The sequence below is a fragment of the Aliidongia dinghuensis genome (assembly GCF_014643535.1).
In the GTDB taxonomy this organism is placed as follows: Bacteria; Pseudomonadota; Alphaproteobacteria; order ATCC43930; family CGMCC-115725; genus Aliidongia; species Aliidongia dinghuensis.
The window spans coordinates 361211-379263 of sequence record NZ_BMJQ01000002.1 but is presented as its reverse complement, the minus strand read 5'-3'; the positions used below and the strand labels follow the sequence as shown (position 1 = coordinate 379263).

The 18053-nt window shown below is 68.1% G+C and carries 8 protein-coding genes; 4 read left to right on the top strand and 4 right to left on the bottom strand.

The annotated features are described in order from the left end of the window. Nucleotides 1-3: 3 nt before the first annotated feature. Entirely contained in the window at nucleotides 4-726 is a 723-nt protein-coding gene (locus IEY58_RS05080; protein ID WP_229743495.1) for a cytochrome c biogenesis CcdA family protein, read from the bottom strand. 6 nt (nucleotides 727-732) lie between these two features. Then, nucleotides 733-1134 carry a thioredoxin family protein gene (locus IEY58_RS05075; protein ID WP_229743494.1) on the bottom strand — a complete coding sequence of 134 codons (402 nt, stop codon included), beginning with the start codon at nucleotides 1132-1134 and terminating at the stop codon, nucleotides 733-735. A 183-nt stretch (nucleotides 1135-1317) separates the two neighbouring features. Between IEY58_RS05075 and IEY58_RS05070 the strand changes: the two genes are divergently transcribed. Next, nucleotides 1318-1881 carry a sigma-70 family RNA polymerase sigma factor gene (locus IEY58_RS05070; RefSeq protein ID WP_189043143.1) on the top strand — a complete coding sequence of 188 codons (564 nt, stop codon included), beginning with the start codon at nucleotides 1318-1320 and terminating at the stop codon, nucleotides 1879-1881. Continuing rightward, the gene (locus tag IEY58_RS05065) at nucleotides 1878-2513 is read left to right on the top strand and encodes an NrsF family protein (protein ID WP_189043141.1); all 636 of its coding nucleotides are present in this window, start codon (nucleotides 1878-1880) and stop codon (nucleotides 2511-2513) included. Before IEY58_RS05070 ends, IEY58_RS05065 begins: the two co-directional genes overlap by 4 nt. Before the next feature lie 11 nt (nucleotides 2514-2524). Here the strand turns inward: IEY58_RS05065 and IEY58_RS05060 are convergent, their stop codons facing one another. Then, a complete protein-coding gene (locus tag IEY58_RS05060) occupies nucleotides 2525-3010 on the bottom strand; it encodes an Lrp/AsnC family transcriptional regulator (RefSeq protein ID WP_189043139.1) in 486 nt (161 codons plus the stop codon). A gap of 96 nt (nucleotides 3011-3106) precedes the next feature. Between IEY58_RS05060 and IEY58_RS05055 the strand changes: the two genes are divergently transcribed. Together IEY58_RS05055 and IEY58_RS05050 are read left to right on the top strand one after the other, a co-directional pair. After that, on the top strand, nucleotides 3107-4330 hold the full coding sequence (locus IEY58_RS05055; protein WP_189043138.1) for a diaminopropionate ammonia-lyase: 1224 nt from the start codon (nucleotides 3107-3109) through the stop codon (nucleotides 4328-4330). Between the two features lie 4 nt (nucleotides 4331-4334). Further along, a complete protein-coding gene (locus tag IEY58_RS05050; RefSeq protein ID WP_189043136.1) occupies nucleotides 4335-5573 on the top strand; it encodes a Zn-dependent hydrolase in 1239 nt (412 codons plus the stop codon). Nucleotides 5574-5704: 131 nt separating this feature from the next. On the opposite strand, the gene IEY58_RS05045 is transcribed toward IEY58_RS05050, so the two are convergent. After that, on the bottom strand, nucleotides 5705-17920 hold the full coding sequence (locus IEY58_RS05045; RefSeq protein WP_189043134.1) for a filamentous haemagglutinin family protein: 12216 nt from the start codon (nucleotides 17918-17920) through the stop codon (nucleotides 5705-5707). Nucleotides 17921-18053 lie beyond the last annotated feature (133 nt).

Genomic DNA, 18053 nt, shown 5'->3' with positions numbered 1-18053 from the left:
GACCTAGAACCGGGTCGTGAGATCGGTCAGCCAGGCGGGCGAGGCCGTGACGAGGAAGGCTTCGACGGCCCGGTCGGCCCCGGTCAGGATCAGGACCGCGACGGCCAGGGCACCGCCGCCCAGCAGATATTTACCGACAGCGCCACCGCTCATCATCCGGCCGCGCCAGCGGGTGAGCGCCTCGCGCGACAGCATGCCCACGATAACGAGCGGGACGGCGGTACCCAGGCCGAACGCCATCATCACGAGCGCGACCGAGCCCAGGTCCCGGCCTTGGGCGGCGAGCACGGACGCAGCGCCGAGCGTCGGGCCGACGCAGGGGCTCCACACGGCGCCCAGGATCACGCCGATCGCGAGCTGGCCGCCGAGGCCGGACGGCGCCACGCGCGCCATCAGGCCGTTGGCTTCATTGCCGAGGCCCGCGGTCGCTAAAGCGAAGCGCTGCTGCAGGCTGCCGCTCAGGAGAACGATGCCAAGGCCGGCCAGCAGGACCGCCGATGCATCGCGGAAGACGGCGCCGTCAAGCCCGATCGAAAAGCCGACCGTCGCCACGAACAGCCCGATGCCGGTAAAGGACAAGACGAGCCCCGCGGTGAGCGCGACCATCCCGAACCGATGAGCCGCCACCGCGCCGCCGAGCACGATCGGCAGCAGCGGCAGGACACAGGGCGAGAGCGTCGACAGCACGCCCGCGAGGAAACTGAAGCCGACGCTCCCCATTGCCATGACGGGTCAGACCTTCGCTTTGGCGAGCAACGCCTGGATGGAGCCCGCGTTCGTGTCGCCGGTCGAACGCCCCTGCTCGGTGGAGCCGTGGAATACGATCAGCGTGCTCTGCATCTGGGCGCCCATCGCCCGGACCACGTCTTTCTGCGCATCGAAATCGACCTTGAAGACCACGAGATCCTTGAAGGCCGGATCGGCTGTCAGTTTCTCGAGGATCGGCCGCTGCGCGGCGCAGACCGGGCACCATGAGGCCGCAATATCGACCAGGATGGGCTTGCCGGCCGCCTGGGCTGCCGCGAAGGCGGCCTTGTCGTAATTCTGCTCCGTCGCCGCCCGCGCAGCGCCGAAACCCAGGGTCAGAGGGGCAGCGACAAGGGCGGCAAGGAGGAGCGTTCTGCGACGCATCATGGTTTTTCCTTCGGTGGTCTCACAACGGAGCGACGCCGGCCTCAAGACCGGCTCGTCCCACCATTCGCCGCGAGGGACGTCGGGGTTACATTCCCAATTGCGAAACCAGCTACAAGATATCGTGATGCGCTTGGGACCCGGCCGGACTCGTCAGCCGCTGCCCGCCCGGTATAGTCAGCCGCGATGCCCGACGATGACAGCGAAGATTGGTCGACACTGATGGCGCGCGCCCAGGATGGCGATGGCGCCAGCTACCGCCGCCTGCTGCTGGCGATCACGCCTTACGTGCGCGCGATCGCTATGGGCCGCCTCAGCGATGCGGACGAGGTCGAGGATGGCGTGCAGGACGTCCTGCTGACCGTCCATGCCATCCGACAGACCTATGATCCGAGGCGGCCCTTCAAGCCTTGGCTCGCCGGCGTGGCGCGGCACCGGCTGGTCGACTTCCGCAGACGTCGAGCCCGATCGTCAGGGCGCGAGGTCACGCTCGACGCCGACGACGAAACCTTTGTGGCACCCGCATCGAACCTGGAAGAGGGCGCCGGCGACAGCCGGCCTCTGCACGCGGCGATTCAGGCGTTGCCCGCCGGCCAGCGCCAGGCGATCGAGCTCCTGAAGCTGCGCGAACTGTCATTGAAGGAGGCATCGGCCGTGAGCGGCATGTCGGCCGCGGCACTGAAGGTCGCCAGCCATCGCGCCATGCAGCGCTTGCGGCAGCTGCTCGGCCTTTCGGATTCCCGCCCATGAGGCGGACTCCCGACCTCATCGAGGCGCTGGTCGCGGACGCGGCCCCCGTGCATCGCCTGCGCCCCCCTCTGCTGCGGGCCGGCCTGTGGCTGCTTGTTGCGGCGGCCGTCATCGGCATCCTGTCGCTCATCTTCGGCATCAGGCCCGATTGCGCCCGGCGACTGCGCGAGCCCATGTTTCTGACAGGCACCGCCGCCTCGATCCTGACCGGCACGCTGGCGGCACTCGCCGCCTTCATGGCGAGCTTGCCCGATCGGTCGCGCCTGTGGCTGGCGCTGCCCGCACCGGCCGCCGCCCTCTGGCTCTGCACGATCGGCTATGGCTGCATCAGCAATTGGGTCGCCATCGGTCCGGGCAGTATCCAAGCGGGAGAAGCCGTGCGCTGCTTCTGCACGTTGCTTGCCACCGGCCTGCCTCTCACGGGCATCCTCTTCTGGATGCTGCGGCACGCCGCGGCGCTGCGGCCGCGTGGCGTCACGTTCGTCGCCAGCCTGTCGGTCGCCGCCTTCACCGCTTCGGCCTTGACGCTGTTTCACCAATTGGACACGTCGCTGATGATTCTGCTCTGGAACTTCGGCACCGCGGTAGTGATCCTTGGCATCGATCACGCCGTCGCGCGCCGGGTGCTTTAGCGGAGAGCACGTCACTCGGCGAGTGTCGGCACGGCCATCCGCGTCTTGACCCGGTCCATCACGACGAGCGTCCGGAAGCGTTTCACATTGTCGTCGGCCAGCAGCAGGCTGCTCGTCAGCGCCTCGTACTCCGACATGGTGGCGACCGTCAGCACCACGACGAAATCGGCCTCCCCCGTCACGTAGTAGCATTGCTGCACCTCGGGTGCCACGCTGAGCCGCTGCTTGAGTGCCGCGATCCGCTCCGGGCGCTCGCTCTCGACCTCCAACTCGACGAGGATGGTGATCGGGCGTCCGACGCTCGCCGGATCGACCAGTGCCACATTGGCGGCGATCACGCCGGCCTCCTCCATGCGCCGGATGCGGCGCTGCACGGCCGGTGCCGAGAGCGCTACCGCCTCGCCGATCTCGCGCTGCGGCGTGCGGTTGTCGCGCTGGAGAATGTCGAGGATCGCGCGGTCGAACTGGTCGAGCGGAGCGAACGAATGCTGCGCCATGACGCCCTTTCATGAAAAAAACATGCGTTGAGCTGGGCAAACTGTAGCGCCTGGATCGCTTCGGCTGCACTAATGTTTCGGGCAACGGAGACGACGATGCTCTTTGCCAATCCCGACCCTGCCCACCGCCAGCCGCTTGACCCGGCGGATGCCGCGATCCTCGATCCTGCCGCGGCGGACGATGTGGCGCGCTATCTGGCCTATCGGCCCGATCATGCCCCGACGCCGTTGCGCGCGCTGCCGGCACTCGCGGCCGCCTGTGGCGTGGCTGCGATCCACGTGAAGGACGAGTCCAGTCGCTTCGGCCTGGGCAGCTTCAAGGCGCTGGGCGGCGCCTATGCGGTCGTTCGCCTCGTCCTCGAGGAAGCCGCGCGCCGGTTCGGCCGCCCGGTTGGCTATGAGGCGATGACCGCGCCCGACGTGCGCGCCGTCGCCCGGACCATGACGGTCGCCTGTGCCACTGATGGCAACCACGGCCGGTCCGTGGCGCAGGGGGCGCAGCTGATCGGCGCGCGTTGTGCGATCTTCGTTCATGCCGGCGTCAGCGATGTGCGCGTTGCCGCCATCGCCCGCTTCGGTGCGGAGATGATCCGGGTCGACGGCACCTACGACGATGCCGTGACCGAGGCGACGCGCGTCGCGGCGGCGCGCGGCTGGCTGATCGTGTCGGACACGTCCTGGCCCGGCTATGAGCGGATCCCGGGCCTCGTCATGCAGGGCTATACGGCCATGATGCGGGAGGCGGTGCAGGCGCTCGGCGAGCCGCCCAGCCATGTGTTCATGCAGGCCGGCGTCGGGGGCTTGGCGGCGGCCGCCGCCGGGTATCTGGCGCAGCACTATGGCGCGGACCGCCCGACCTTCGTGGTGGTCGAGCCGGATCGCGCCGCCTGCCTCTATGAGACGGCGCGCGCGGGCCATCTCGTGAAGGTGCCGCACGGCGCGCCGACGGTGATGGCGATGCTCGAATGCTATGAGCCCTCGCTGATCGCATGGCGCGTGCTGTCGCGCACGGCGGACGCCTTCATGACGGTCGGCGAGGACGACGCCGTCGCGATGATGAACCGGCTCGCCCGCCCGAGGCGCCAGGACCCGGCGATCGTGGACCCGGCGATCGCGGACCCGGCGATCGTGGCGGGCGAAAGCGGCGGCGCGGGCCTCGCCGGCCTTGCCAGGATCGCCGGCGATGCGGCGGCCCGCACCGCCATCGGCCTCGGCGCAGATGCCCGCGTCTTCGCCATCAACACCGAAGGGGCGACCGACCCCGTCTTGTATCGAACGCTGACCGGGCTTGATCCGGCGTCGGTCGTGAAGGAGAGCTGAGGCCATGACGATCGGGATAGACGGCAACCGCCTCATCGCCCGCCTGCGCGAACTGGGCGAGATCGGCCGCGACGCCGATGGGCGTCTCATTCGCGTGGCACTCAACGACGCTGAGAAGCAGGGGCGCGGCCTGTTCGTGTCCTGGCTCAAGCAAGCCGGGCTCGACGTGGTGATCGACCGCATCGGCAACATCTTCGGCATCTGGCGGACGGGCGATCCCGATGCTGCGCCGATCATGCTCGGCTCGCATATCGACACGGTGGTGAATGCCGGCATCTATGACGGCTGCTACGGCGTGCTTGCCGGGCTGGAGGTGATCGACGCCCTGAAGTGCCACGCGTTCGAAAGCAGCCGGCCGATCATCGTCGGCGCCTTCACCAATGAGGAGGGCGTGCGCTACGTCCCGGACATGATGGGCTCGCTGGTCTTTGCCGGGGGCCTTTCGGTCGACGCGGCGCTGGCGGCCGTCGGCCATGACGGGACGGTGCTGGGCCGGGAACTGGCGCGGATCGGCTATGCCGGCGAAACTGAACCGGGGTTCGTAACACCCCATGTCTATGTCGAGCTGCATATCGAACAGGGGCCGGTGCTGGAGCGGGACGGCATCCAGATCGGCGCTGTCGAGAACCTCCAGGGCATTTCGTGGCAGCGGATCACAATCGACGGCACCGCCAACCACGCCGGCACCACGCCGATGGCGATGCGCTGCGACGCCGGCCAGGCGGCGGCGCGCGTCATCACCTTCGTCAAGGATCATGTCGAGCGGGCCGGCACCAGCGGCGTCGCGACGGTCGGCACGATCGCTTTCCATCCGAACGTCATCAACGTCATCCCCTCGCGCGCGACCTTCACCGTCGACCTGCGCGACCCGGACGAGGCGAAGCTCAAGGCGGCGGAGGCGGCGCTGGCGGACTACCTCGGCCGGCTGGCCGCGGAGATGGGCGTGCGTGTCGCGACCGAGCGGCTGGCGCGGTTCGAGCCGGTGGTGTTCGACGCGCGCGTCTGCGGCCTGATCGAGCAGGCCGCCCGCGAGCACCAGCTCTCGGTCCGCCGCATGACCTCGGGCGCCGGGCATGACGCGCAGATGATCGCGCGCATCTGTCCCGCGGCAATGATCTTCGTCCCCAGCCGCGACGGCATCAGCCACAATCCGCGCGAACATACCGAACCCGACCAGCTCGTCGCCGGCGCGAACGTGCTGCTCGACGTCGTGGCACGGCTCGCGCGGGAATCCGCCCCCTGAGGGCGGGCCCAGTTTCCGCCGGCATCGGCAATGGCGCCCCCAGCCGCTGGAGGCGCATCAACGTCTGCCCCCACCGGATCGGCACGGCAATTCAACGCTTCTCGTTTCCGTCAGGCTGAGCCGTTCCGCTATCAGGGCTGCGCCAGCCTTTCACGCTCTTCCGGCGTCAGGAGTTGCGCCTTTGCCTCGTCGAGCGTTCCGTAACCTGCGACCTGGACCGCGCTCCTGTCATTGTAGGCCGGCCTGGCATCGGAGCTTTTCTGCTGCGGCTTGTCGCGCGGACTGGTGTTCCGCTGGTCCTGCGCCGGCGTCTCGCCGCCGCCGTAGCCGATGACCTCGACGGTGATGATCGAGGGCAGGTCCTGCGCCGGGCGGCTGCTCGACCGGCGTGCCGCGTCCGCCGCCGCGGCACCGGCGGCACCCGACGCGTTGGACGCCGTCGTCAGCGCGCCGATGTTCGGCGCCGCCGCCACGGGGATGCCGGTCGCGGTACCCTGGACCTGGATGTTGGCGGCGTTGACGACCTGCAGCGCTGCGATATTGAGGTTGCCGGAGGCGCGGATACCGCCCTCGCCCGCGTCGACCATGCCGTTCGGCGCGATCAGATCGATGTTGCCGGGCGGCACCTGCGGGATCGGATTGAGCGTCGCGATGCCGGCGCCGGCCGACGGCACGGTCGGCGACAGCGTGACGTCGCCGTAATTGTCGTAGGCGCGCTTGGGCGGCGTGAAGATCGTCGTCGTCTTGGAACCGCGGCCGGCGTTGATGTCGCCGGTTGCCGACCACACCAGGATGTTGCCGCCGAACGTCGTCATGATGCGGCTCTGGCCGAGCAGCACGCTGTCGAGCGAATAGACGTCGATATCGCCGGAGCCCTGCGTGATCAGGCCGGCGCCAGCACCCGGCGTGACACCCTCCTCGCCGATCAGCGTCTTCCCGCCCGGATCGAGGATCTGGATGTTGCCGCCGAACAGGGTGTGGATGCCGGCATCGGCCGTAACGGGGACATTGTGGCCGTTGACGAAGCTTGTTCCCGTGATGGTGCTGAACATCGTGATGCCGCCGGAATAGGTGACCGGCTGTCCATTGGCGTTCAAGGACGGGAACAGCGTCGCGATCGCGTCGAGCCCGCGCAGGTAGGTTTTGTAGCGCGAACTCGATGGATCATTGTACTCGCGGCCGCCGGCCGTGAGCTCCTCGTAATAGACCTGGCGCACGAACACGCCTTGCTGCTCGCTGGGCAGCGCCAGGAAATAGGCGAGCGCATCGGCCGCCGACCCGGTATAGCCGAAGCGCTGCTGGAGCCACTGCAGCAGCTCCTGGCCATAGGCGTGGACGACCTTGCCGCTGCCGGTGAGCCGCGCGTTGCCCGACAGCTGGTTCGCCGGGTCGAAATAGAGCTTGGCGAAATCGGCATAGTTGGGTCCGTTGGCCCCCACGCCGGCCATCACCGTGATGCCGGCGCCGCCGGCCGTGTCCGCCGGGTTGACCACATCACCCGCGCTGGTCAGCGAGCCATAATAGCCCTGATAGAGGTTGCGGCCGGCCTCTACGTCAAGCAGGCCGCGACCGGCGATGGTCGCCGACTGATAGATGATGTCGCGCCCGGCCCGGATCAGCGAGATGTCGTTCGCCCCCGGATTGAAGAACGCATCCGCCGTCGTGCCTAACCCAACGATGTCGCGGCCGGCGATGACCTCGAACGGCTTGGCGGCGAGGTACCAGGTCGTGGGCGACGGCACGAAGCCATTGCCGAAGCCAGGCGACACGTTCAGCACCTGCCCGAGGCCCAGGTCGACGATATCCACGCCCGCGTAGACGAGGGCCGGCTGATTGTCACCGGCATGCAGATCAGTGAGTGGCGTGTCCGGCCCGAACGCGATTGGATTGTTTGTGGACGAACCGAGATAGGGCGATGTCGCGCTGGCGTTGCTCTTGCCGTCGCTGCCCTGAAACACAGGCTGGAACGGTGTCGCGAGCGTGTTCATGGCGGCGCCCGACATCGCCACCACCTGGCTCGACCCGTAGATGGAGCCGGCAGCCAGCAGCGCGAGCTGGCCGGACGGGGACGGCATCAATTCGAGGACCGGGAAGGTTGCAGAGTTTGATGCGGGTTCAGCGAAACGGATGTCGCCGTTGGCGGCCGCCACGATCAGCGTGCCCGGATAGAAGCCGTTGCCGTTCTGGGTGCCGTTCTGCCAGCCGGCGCCCACCAACGGTGCGACGTCGCCGCCGGCCGCGTAGAGATTGATCGCCGTTGCCGGCGTCCACAGGGTGAAGCTGGATAGCCCACCGCTCGAGACCAAGGTCGGGGTCCCGCTTGCATTGGGCAGCGTATAGGGCATGCCGTTGAGGTCGACCAGCGACTCCATGCCCGCGTCGCCGGCGCCGCCGAACACCAGGTTGCCGCGCGTTGTGACGCTGACGGTGCCGTCGCCTGGTGTAAAGATCGGTCCGGGCGTCTTCAGCGAGCGCCTGAACGTATTGGGATCGAGGGTGCGCGGATCGACCGAGCTATAGGCCGAGCCGAAGGTGTTCGGCGCCAGCGCACCGATCGAGCCGGCAATCATCGTGATATTGCCGCGCAGGTCGGTCACCGCGCCGTAGTAGTCGGGAGCGGTTGCGGAGAGGTTGAGCGGCGCCACCGGATTGATCGCGCCGCCGACTTTCACCGTGAGATCGCCGCCGCCGGTCTCCACCAGCGTGCCGTCGGCCTGCACCCGGCCGGTGGACGCGACGGCGAGATCGAGGCCGGTCGAGCCGTTGCCCAGCACGCCGGCGTTGCGCCCCGCGATCACGGTCAGATTGCCGCCACCGAGCGTGCCGATGCCCTGGAAGCCGACGAGCTGGGTCCCGGACACCCAGGCGCCGGTCTTCGCGAAACTGCCGAAATTGATCCACCATGCGACGGGATCGGCGGACACGCCGCCGCCCTGGCGCCGGAACCAATTGCTGGTCAGATCCGAGTCGACAAAGCGCGTGTTGCTGTTGGCGATCTGGATATTGCCCGTTACATCCTGCTGAGCCACGAGGAGCAGGTCGCCGCCCTGCTCAGGATAATAGGCATGCGTGCCGCCGGCGCTCGCGGTGCCGACCACATCGTACGGGTTGCTGCCGTTCACCAGGATGGGTGCCGCCTGCGTGCCGGCCGTGTAGACGCCGTACGGCGTCGCCTCGCTGAAGCTGCCGCCGGCGAGCAGGTCGAGGCTGCCGGTGCCGGTACGAACCACGCTGAAGTACGTGCCGTTGAGGGAAGAGTTGTAGGCCGGATCGTTGAGCGTCAGGTTTCCTGTACCATTGAGGAGCCGCGCCGCCTCAAGCGTTCGCGGGTCGGCAGCGGCCAGGTCGGCACCCGCGACCAGCCGGACCGAGGCGGAGAGCGAGCCCGGTGCGAGCATCGCCGCCGTGGCCGACGTGGCAGGTGCGGGCGGGACGGCCGGGCTTACCACCACAGCGACGGCGGGCGGCGCGCTCCCCTCGAAGGCGATGCCGGACCCCGCGCTCAGTACCGTGCCCGCCGGGATCGTGGCTCCGGGGTTGTAGTAGTTCCCGTTGACGTCCTGCAGGCCGCCCCACCAGTTGTTATAGAAGGCGTCGTTCGGAATGGTCCAAGCCGTCAGAAGAGTCACGTTGGTGGTCACGTCCGCCAAACAGGTATAAGGCCCACAGTTGGCAGGGCCACCGCTGAAAAGCGGGCTGTTGGTGACGTCGATGGGGCTGTAGACCGCCGGCACGCCGGGCGTCGATTGGAAGCCGTCCGATAGGCTCCCCTGGAGGGTGAGATTGCCGCCCGCCCGGATCGCCAGCGCCAGCGGCTCGCCGGCGCCATAGGTCGGCGAACTTGTGTTGCGGTCGGCATTGGGGCCGTAGCGGTAATAGGACAGGTCGATATTGCCCGACACGGTGAGATCGCCGTTCGGGGTCGCGCTGTCGATCTCGACGCCGGGGCGCAAGTGGAATGTGCCGCCATAGGCGGTGAGCCCGGCCAGTCGTCCCGTGAGCGCGTTGTTGGCAAGCGCGCCGTTGACGAAGGCCTGGCTGTCCTGGTCGATGAGATCGAGCCAAGCCTGCGTGACGAGCTGACCGTTGGCATCATTGGGATCGGCCGGCGCATTGGCATAGCGCGCGACGCCGTCGAGCGCGATGCCGCGCGCGCCTTGGATGGCAAGCGGCCCGGCGGCGGAGATCGCGACGTCGTTGCCCGTGGCGTTGGCCGGTGCCCCCGCCCCGGTCGCGCTCGCTACGGTCGCGCCGACGCGCGGCGCGTTCAGCACGACATCGCCATAGGCGACGCCGTCGGGCGTCGACAGGTTCATCGCCGCGCCCGGCGCGAGCGTCAAGGTTCCGGCGGTCGTGGTGAGCTCGATATGGCCGCGGTTCCTGGCCTCGATCGGCAGGCCGTAGCTATCGACCTGCAGTACGTTACCATGGGCGTCGAGCACCGCGCCCGAGGCGAGCGTCAGGCCGTTCGCGGCCGCCAGGCGGATGGTGCCGGGTGCCGCACCCGAGGCGTCGATCGTGCCGGTGACGGTCAGGCTGCCGCCGTCGACCGACACGGTGACGCTGTGGGCCTTCACGCCATTGCCGATGGCGAGATCGCCCTGCTTGAGGTCGAAGCTGCGGGCATCGAAGATGCCGCCCTGGGTCAGGATGGTGTTGAGCCCGGTGAAGTCGGCGAGCGTGCCGGCGGTGACGCTGAAGTCGCCGCTGGTATGGCTGCCGGTCGTGCTGCCATCGAGCATGCCGTCGAGCGCTACCGCGCCATTGCCCGCGCCGATGGTGATCGAACCGGCATTGGCATTGGTCGCGGAGACATCGATGACCGAGCCCGGTGCCTGCACTACCCCGCCTTCAGCGCTGTTGAGGATCGCGGTGCCGCCGAAGCCGTAGACGGTCGCGCTTTGCACCATCGACGGCCGGCCGGAGAGGTCGATGCGGCTGCCGGCATTGAGCGTGACGTTGTTGGTCGCATTGACCAGCAACTTGCCGCTCGGCAGCAGGATGGTGCTGCCGATGGCGACGCTGTCGCCGGTCAGGTCGATCTCGGCGCCCGAGAGGGTCGAGGTCGGGGCACTCGGCGCCAGCCCTGCGGGCACGGTCACGCTGAGCGCGCCGCCCGCCGTATAGGCCATGACCGACTGCTGCACGCCGGTCAGCAGTGGGGTCGACAGCGTGAGATTGCCGCCGCTCCCGCTCTGGCCGAACACCGCGCCCGGGGCCGTGCTCGGCGCTTGGTACACGTAGAGCGCGCCATTGCCGGCCGAAACGATCTTCGAGCGGGCCGTCAGGTTGACATTGCCGAAGCCGTAGATGACGCGGCTGGTCGAGGAGGTGTCGAGCGAGACGAGCTTGCCGAAATCGATCTCGGTCGCGACGAGATCGAGCGTGCCCGTGCCGGTCCCCGGCCCGCCCGCGGCGATGGCCGGCGGCGTGGCGCCGACAACGCCGTTCCAGGTGATCTTCCCGGCCGAGATCTTCGCGTCGTCGCCTGCCGCACCATAGCCGTAGATTGCCGGCGTGTTCAGCACGAGATTGACACCGGTGCCGCTGGCATCGAGCCCGGCGCTGCCGAACAGGTTGATCGAACTGGCGGCGCTCAGGCTGATGCTCTGCAGCGCGGGCGTGCCATGGGTAGCATCGCCGCTGACAAGCGTGTTGAACAAGGACTGGCTGAACAGGAGCCCGCTCGGCGCACCCGCCGCCGCGACGGTCGTGCTGTCGCCGACGTTGATGGTGCCGGCTGCGAGCGCGATGTTGGCCGCCCCGAAATGCGCGGTCGGATCGATCTGCGACGGGCCGTTGGCGGCAAACGCCAGGGTCCCTTCGGAATAGAGCCCGGATCCGGCGCCGATGGTGATGGCCCCGGAACCGCTGTTGCTGCCGACGAAATTGAGATCGCCGTTGGACAGCGCCAGCACCGTATCGTTCCAGGCGGAATAGCTGAGCCCGGTGGACAGCGAATCGTACGGTGCCGGCCCGTGCCCGACGGTGGAGAGCGTCACGTCTTGGCCGACGGTGATGTTGCCGCCCACCAGGAACAGCTCGGCGGCGTTCAGCGTAACGCCATCGCGGATGAAGAGATCCCCTCCGCCGCCCTGGATCGCGATCAAGCCGTTGAGGACGATGGGGGTGCCATTGATCATGAGCCGCGGCGCGCCGATCGCGTCGAGATCGCCAGCGCTCACCGACACCCCGGTAAACCCGCTGGTCCGTGCGTCGGCATAGACTTCGCCCACCCCCTGCAGCACAGCCTGGCCGCTGATGCCGCCCCGATCGGGCTGGAACAAGGCCGTTCCGTCGAAGGTCAGGGCCGACCCCGTGGTGGGAACCGTAGGCGGCAGCTCGAACTTCACCACCAATGCTTGGCCGTCGCTCGGCAGAAACGGCCGCGGCGCGCCGAATTGCGCCGTCGAGGTCAACAGGAAGTCGCTATAGCTCTGCTCGTTGTATTGCGAATAATTGCGCACGGCCGTTCCCGGCGTGACGAGCGCCGTCACCGGCAGCGCGCTTCGGGTGCCGGTGTTGGCGACGCCGGTATAGGCCGCGGTCACGTAGGTGCCGTTGCCGATTTCGCCGGCACCGCGCAACGGCACCGTCATGGTGCTGCCGAGCTCGACCCGATAGGCGCCGGGCAGCAGGGCATAGTTCGACGGCAGCAGCGTGTAGGTGCCGGACGGCAGGCCCGGCACGCCGGCGGGAATCGTGATCTGCTGGCCGATCGCCGGATCGCCGGCGCCGTTTTCGGGGGCGACCGGCGCATAGCCCGACGCGTAGCCGGGCAGGATCGCATAGACCTTGTCGGTCGACTTGCTCATCGGCGTGGTCGGATTGGCATTGACGAGCGGGGTCGTCAGCACGTTGACCGAGCCGCCGCGACCGGAGATGAAGCCAGCACCGGCGAGCGTGCCACCGCCCGACAGGTCCAAGGTCGCCCCGTGCTGGACATTGATGGACTCCCCGTCCAGCACGACGCCGGAGGCCACGCCGCTCACGTTGAAGTTCGTCAGAATCCCCGCTCTGACGCTGGAGCCATTGTAGGTGTAGGTCACGCCGTCGACGGTGCCGCCATAGGGAATGGTCAAGCCCGCCATCGAGACCGAAGTCAGGCTGCCTGGCAGCAGATCGACCCGTTGCGCGACCGGGTTGTAGCCGCCCCCGAGCACGATGTTCCCGAACGGGGCGCGGACGATGCCGCCCTGCTCGACGATCGGCGCGGTGAGCGTGAGCCGGCCGAATGCGGACAGCGGTGCCGCCGGGACGCTGTCGGTGGTCCGGCCGATGGTCAGGGTCGCATTGTAGTTGGGGTTGTTCTCCCCTGCGGTGACGGTGGCGATGGCACTGGTGACGGGATAGATCTGGGCCGCCAGAAGATCGAGATCCCAGGAGGTCGCGATCTGGGACCCTTGCTGGGCGGTGGTCGTCAGGAAGCGGATGTCGCCGCGGCTCGCCAGCTTCGTCGTCAGGAACCCGGGCGCGTTGAGGCTGACATTGCTGTTGGTCGAGCTGTCGTAATAACCGCCCCCGCCCGAGAAGGTGATCAGCCCCTGAAGATCGATCTGGTCGGCATCCGCCTCGAAGGTCGCGGTGGTCACGGCCGCATTGGGACCTGGGTTCCGGATGCTGCCGGTGTCCGTGTGATCGGGAATGTTGGCTGGAGGTTCGCTCAGCAGGATATAGGGCGCGGACAGCAGCACATTGCCGCTGCTGGGCAACGGCGCCCTTGCGGCGGGACCGGAGGTGAAGGCGGCTGCGGTGAGCGCGAGGCTCTGGCCGAGCCCGAGCGACACGTTGCCCGAGAACTGCATGTAGTCGTCGGAGTGGAGGGTCAGGCTGCCGAAGCCGCCGGCCTCGACCATGTCGGCGCTGACTGTGGTCTGGCCGAACGCCAGCGACGACGCATCCGTGCCGGGCGCGATGTCGGCCGGCAGTACGGAGGCCGGGTACGATTGCACCACGGTCATCACGCTGGGGACGATAACGTTCGCCGGCGCGCCGTGGAGAAAGGAGGTATCGGGAAACGCCGGCGTCAGGAGCGAGATCGAGAGGCTGCCGCCCGCCGCCCCCGCGCCACCGGCGGCGGCGTGCAGGTTGCCGTCCATGTAAAGCCCGCTGAGCGAGCTCAACGAAATGACGCCACCATTGCCGGCGAGCGTCTGTGTGCTGCCCGACAGGGTCGGGTCCAGGCCCGCCGCCGAGTTCACGGTGACGCTGGCGCCGTCGGCATTAAGCTCGCCACCGGGGCGGATGATCACGAACGCGGTACCGCCATCGAGGCTGATGCTGCCGCCATTCGTTACCGTGCCATAGGGGCGCCCCATCCAGTCGGCGGCCGTGTAGCTGGCACCCGAAACATCGAGCTTGCCGGTGGCGCCGACCCACAGCGAGATGCCGCGGCCGTTGCCCGCCGCGTCGAAGTTGCGCAAGGCATCCGTGCTGCCGTCGGTTTCGTTGATCAGGCTGATGCTGCCGCCATGGGCGGTGATGCTGCCGTCGACCGTGATCTGGCCGTAGGCGTCGAGCTTGACGCTCTGCCCGGGGTCGACGGCGATCGACGCGCCGTCGGCCACCACGATCGAGCCGCCGCTGACGAGGGCGCCGCCGCTGTCCTTGATCAGGGTATGCAACGTCAGGCTGGCGCCGCCGCGTTGCGTCAGCGTGGCGTTGAGCGGGTTCTCGGTATAGAGCGGCGGCAGCCAGAGTGACATCGCTGCAGCCGGATCGCTGCCGGACCGCGCGGCAAAGCTGCTGGCGGTGAATTGATAGACCGGCATGGTCGGCGCGATGCTGGCGCCGGACGCCACCACCAAGCCCAAGCCGGCATTGATGTCGTAGTTGGAGAAGCCTGCGCTGAAGAACGTGGGGCCGAGCCCCGGCGCCGGCGCCACCGATGCGGTCTGCGGCAGAACCGCACCCTGCGGAATCACATAGCCGACCGGATAGGTCATCGGCGTGGCCTGAACCGACCCGGCGGCGTAGGTGATCTTGTAGGGCTTGACCGGAAGACCGTCGGGAAAGACGTCCGAGGGAACGGTGGTCCCGGCCGGGATTTCCTCCGTTCCGGCCCATCTTTGGATGGTCGTGCCGGCTGGCACGACCTGTCCGGTTCCGTAGAGATTGTTTCGGGTGTCCCAGACATACAATCCACTCGGGACAGTCCAATCCGCGCCGGTCGGCGTGCTTGGCGGCTTGTCGGCCAACGGAATATCGACAGGCGTCGGCGCATCGAGGACTATTGCGGTGTAGGTCAGGGTCAAGGCCGTCGGCAACGGCTGCCCCGCGGGAATGGTCATCGCCTGCGTCAGCTTCAGTGCGACGGGCGCCGGCGTGCCGGCCGTGAGCGTGCCGCCGGCGAACGAGGCATTCGCACCGACGACGAGCGCGCCGGGTGCGATCAGGTTGCCGGGCGAGGACAAGGTCAAGGTGCCGCCGCCAGTGACGCCATAGGCTTGGATGGCGCCATCCAGGACCAGGGTGCCGTCACCCGGCGTTCCGCCGCCGTCGGTATGACCGGCAAGCAGCGTGACGTTGCCGCCCTTGCCGCCCGCAGTCTTGCCGTTGGCGAGAATGGCGCCGCCCGAGGACACGTCGATCAGGCTGCCCTTGGTGAGCGTGAGATTCTGCGTCGAATCGAACGTGACATTGCCGCCGTTGAGGAAGGCAAGGCCGGCGAAGCTGTTCGGATCGGTCAGCGCGTTGACCCACAAGCCGCGCGCGTCGACGGTGGCACCGGCCTCCAGCGTGAGCTGCGCGCCGCCGGTCGCGGTCGTCAGCGCCCCGACGTTGGGGAGAATGTTGGTGACCGTGATGCTGCCGGAGCGCGCGGTGATGTCGGCGGCGACGTCGACGGTCGGCGCCGTCAGCCTGACCTGCGCGCCTGGTGCCAACTGCAGCGGCGCATTGACGGCGATCGCACCCTGGGTCGCGATCGTGAGGCCGCCGAGGCCGAAGCCGTCGAGCGTCGCCGCATCGAACCAGGCGGTATTGACGCGGCTGGCCGGGAGCGACGCGGTAAGATCGAGCGTCGATGTTACCGGCGCCACGGTGTCGAACTTCACGTCGGTCGTATAGGGGCCGGCTAGACCATCGCTGTTGTACTCCGCGAGCGTGAGCGAGCCGGCAAGCGGTGCGGTGGTCTGCGTCAGCTTGTAGCTGTCGGTGACGCCCGCCGGCCGTGCCGTCACCTGCTGCTGGCCGGTGATGACGTTCGCGGAGATGTCGCCCTCGAACAGCGCGGTCGGCGTCGACAGGATGAGGCTGCCGGCGTCGCGCCCGACGGTGTAGCCCGGCTGGTAGATCTCGCTCGGCGTATGCAGCGGGTTGGCATAGATCTGGGTCAGCTGGGCATCGGGTTGGCCGTCGACGTAATGAACAACGGTAAAACCGTTGTAGACGCCGGCATAGGTCAGGTTGGCCGGGGCGACATTGATATTGTAGACTTGGCCGTTGCTCGCCTGCACATAGCTCTGCTTGAGATAGCCGCCCTGGTATTGAAGCGAGCCGCCATCGATGTTGAAGGTCGAGCCGGGCTGCGCCACCACGGCACCGGCCCCGCCCGTCGCGAGCGTGATCGTGCCACCGGTCGCCATCCATTCGCCGATCGTGTGCGGCGTGTTGGCGAGCCAGCCCGAGACTTCGAGGAGACCGCCCGCCGTGTAATAGCGGTCGCTCGAATAGCCCCCGGTGCCGGCCGGCACCAGCGTCAGCTGCTGCGCATCGACATAGACGGTATTGCTGTTGAGCTTGGTGGTCAGCCGGTTGCTCGGCGCGTCACGCAGCTCGTTGCCCTGGATGTTGACCGAGATGTCGTTGGCCGACATCGGCAGGGCGACATTGACGAGGCCCGAGACGTCGATGATGGCGCCGCTGTCGGCCTGGATGCGCTTCGCGGCGCTCACCGCCACCTGCCCGCCCTGGGCGAGCGTCAGAGAATTGGCCTGGAATTCGGCCGTGCCGCCGGTGACGATTTCGACCCGCGATTGATCCTGCAGATCGGCCAGCGTGCTCAAATCGTCAAACGTCCCGGTCGCCAAGGGATTGACGCCGGAGGCGGCGATCAGCGCCGCGCGCTGGCTGTCGAGTGCCGTAGCACCGCTGCTATCCGGCAGGATCGCGGCAAGGCTGCCGCCGCCGAGCGTCACACTGCCGAACGGGTCCGATGCGGAGGACAGCAAGTGGATCGTGCCACGCGCGTTCACCGAGGTGGTCGAGAGCAGGATGCCACTCTGTGTCACCGTCTCGCCGACGAGCGTGATGTCGCCGGTTGGGGCGTAGATGAGGCCGGCATTGGCGACGCTGCCGCTGCCGCCCTTCGTGCTGCTGCCGAGTGTGTTGAGCCCGACCGCGATCTCGTTGCCGCGGGTGGTCGAGTACTGGTTTGCATTCGTGCCGAAGCCGGGGCGAACGACGAAATCGTCGCCCGCCGCGAGCAGGGTCTGCCCCATCGGCGTAGTGATCGAGCCGGCGTTCTCGACGCTTGTGCCCATCAACAGCACGAAGCCGCCACCGGCCGTGACCTGGGATGGCGCGCTCGTGGCGATCTGCGCGCCGGCCTCGACCGTGATGGCACCGCCGGCATAGCTGAAGCTCGGGTTGTAGGCGCTGCCGGTCTGGGTCGAGTAGATGCCGTTGGTGAGGAACTGGCTCGGGCTGATGACGGCCGACGAGGCGATCAGCGCGTTGACGTTCACCTGGGAGGCACCACCGAAGATGATGCCGTTGGGGTTGATGAGATAGACCTGCCCGTCGGCCTTGATCGACCCCAGGATCTGGCTCGGCACGCCCGTTGCCGCGATCTGGTTCAGCGCCACCCATTTGGTGTTGCCCTGCTGGTCGAAGTCGACCGTGGTTCCCGTCCCGACGTTGAAGCTCTTCCAGTTGAGGAGCGCCTGCGCCTGGGTCTGGTGAATGGTGACCGTGGTCTGGCCATTGGCGCTCGTCTGGACCGGCGTGCCGGCGCCGGCCCAGCTGATGACCGGGTTGGCGACGCCGGGGCTCGCCAACCCGCTGTCCGGCACGAGCCCGCCCGTCGCGAGCCCGTTCGGCACCGCGCTGGGTGCCGCAAGCGCCAACGCCCGCGCGGCACTTTGCGCCGCCTGCATCGCTTGCAGCGCCTGCGTCGCCCGCGCCAGCGAGTTCTGCGCCTGTGCCGCCACCTGGGCCGCCTGCTGCGCCGAAGCAATGGCAGTGGCACTGGCACTCGCCACCGCCGCCGAAGCCCCACCGCCGCTCGCCAGGATGTTGCCCGCTTCAGCCGGCGCCGCGAGGGCGAGCAAGGTAAGCGCGCTGACGCTGGTCAGGAGCGCGATGTGGAACGTGTGACGGCGGAACGCAACGGAACGGACGGGCATGAACGGGCTCTCTCCGAAGGTCACGACTGCGCCCAACGACGGTCGACGCAGCAAGCAGAGGCCGAGACTGGATCTCGCCCCCCTCGCTTAAGAGACCGCCACCCTCGGACCGATCCCGAACAGCGCCGCGAAA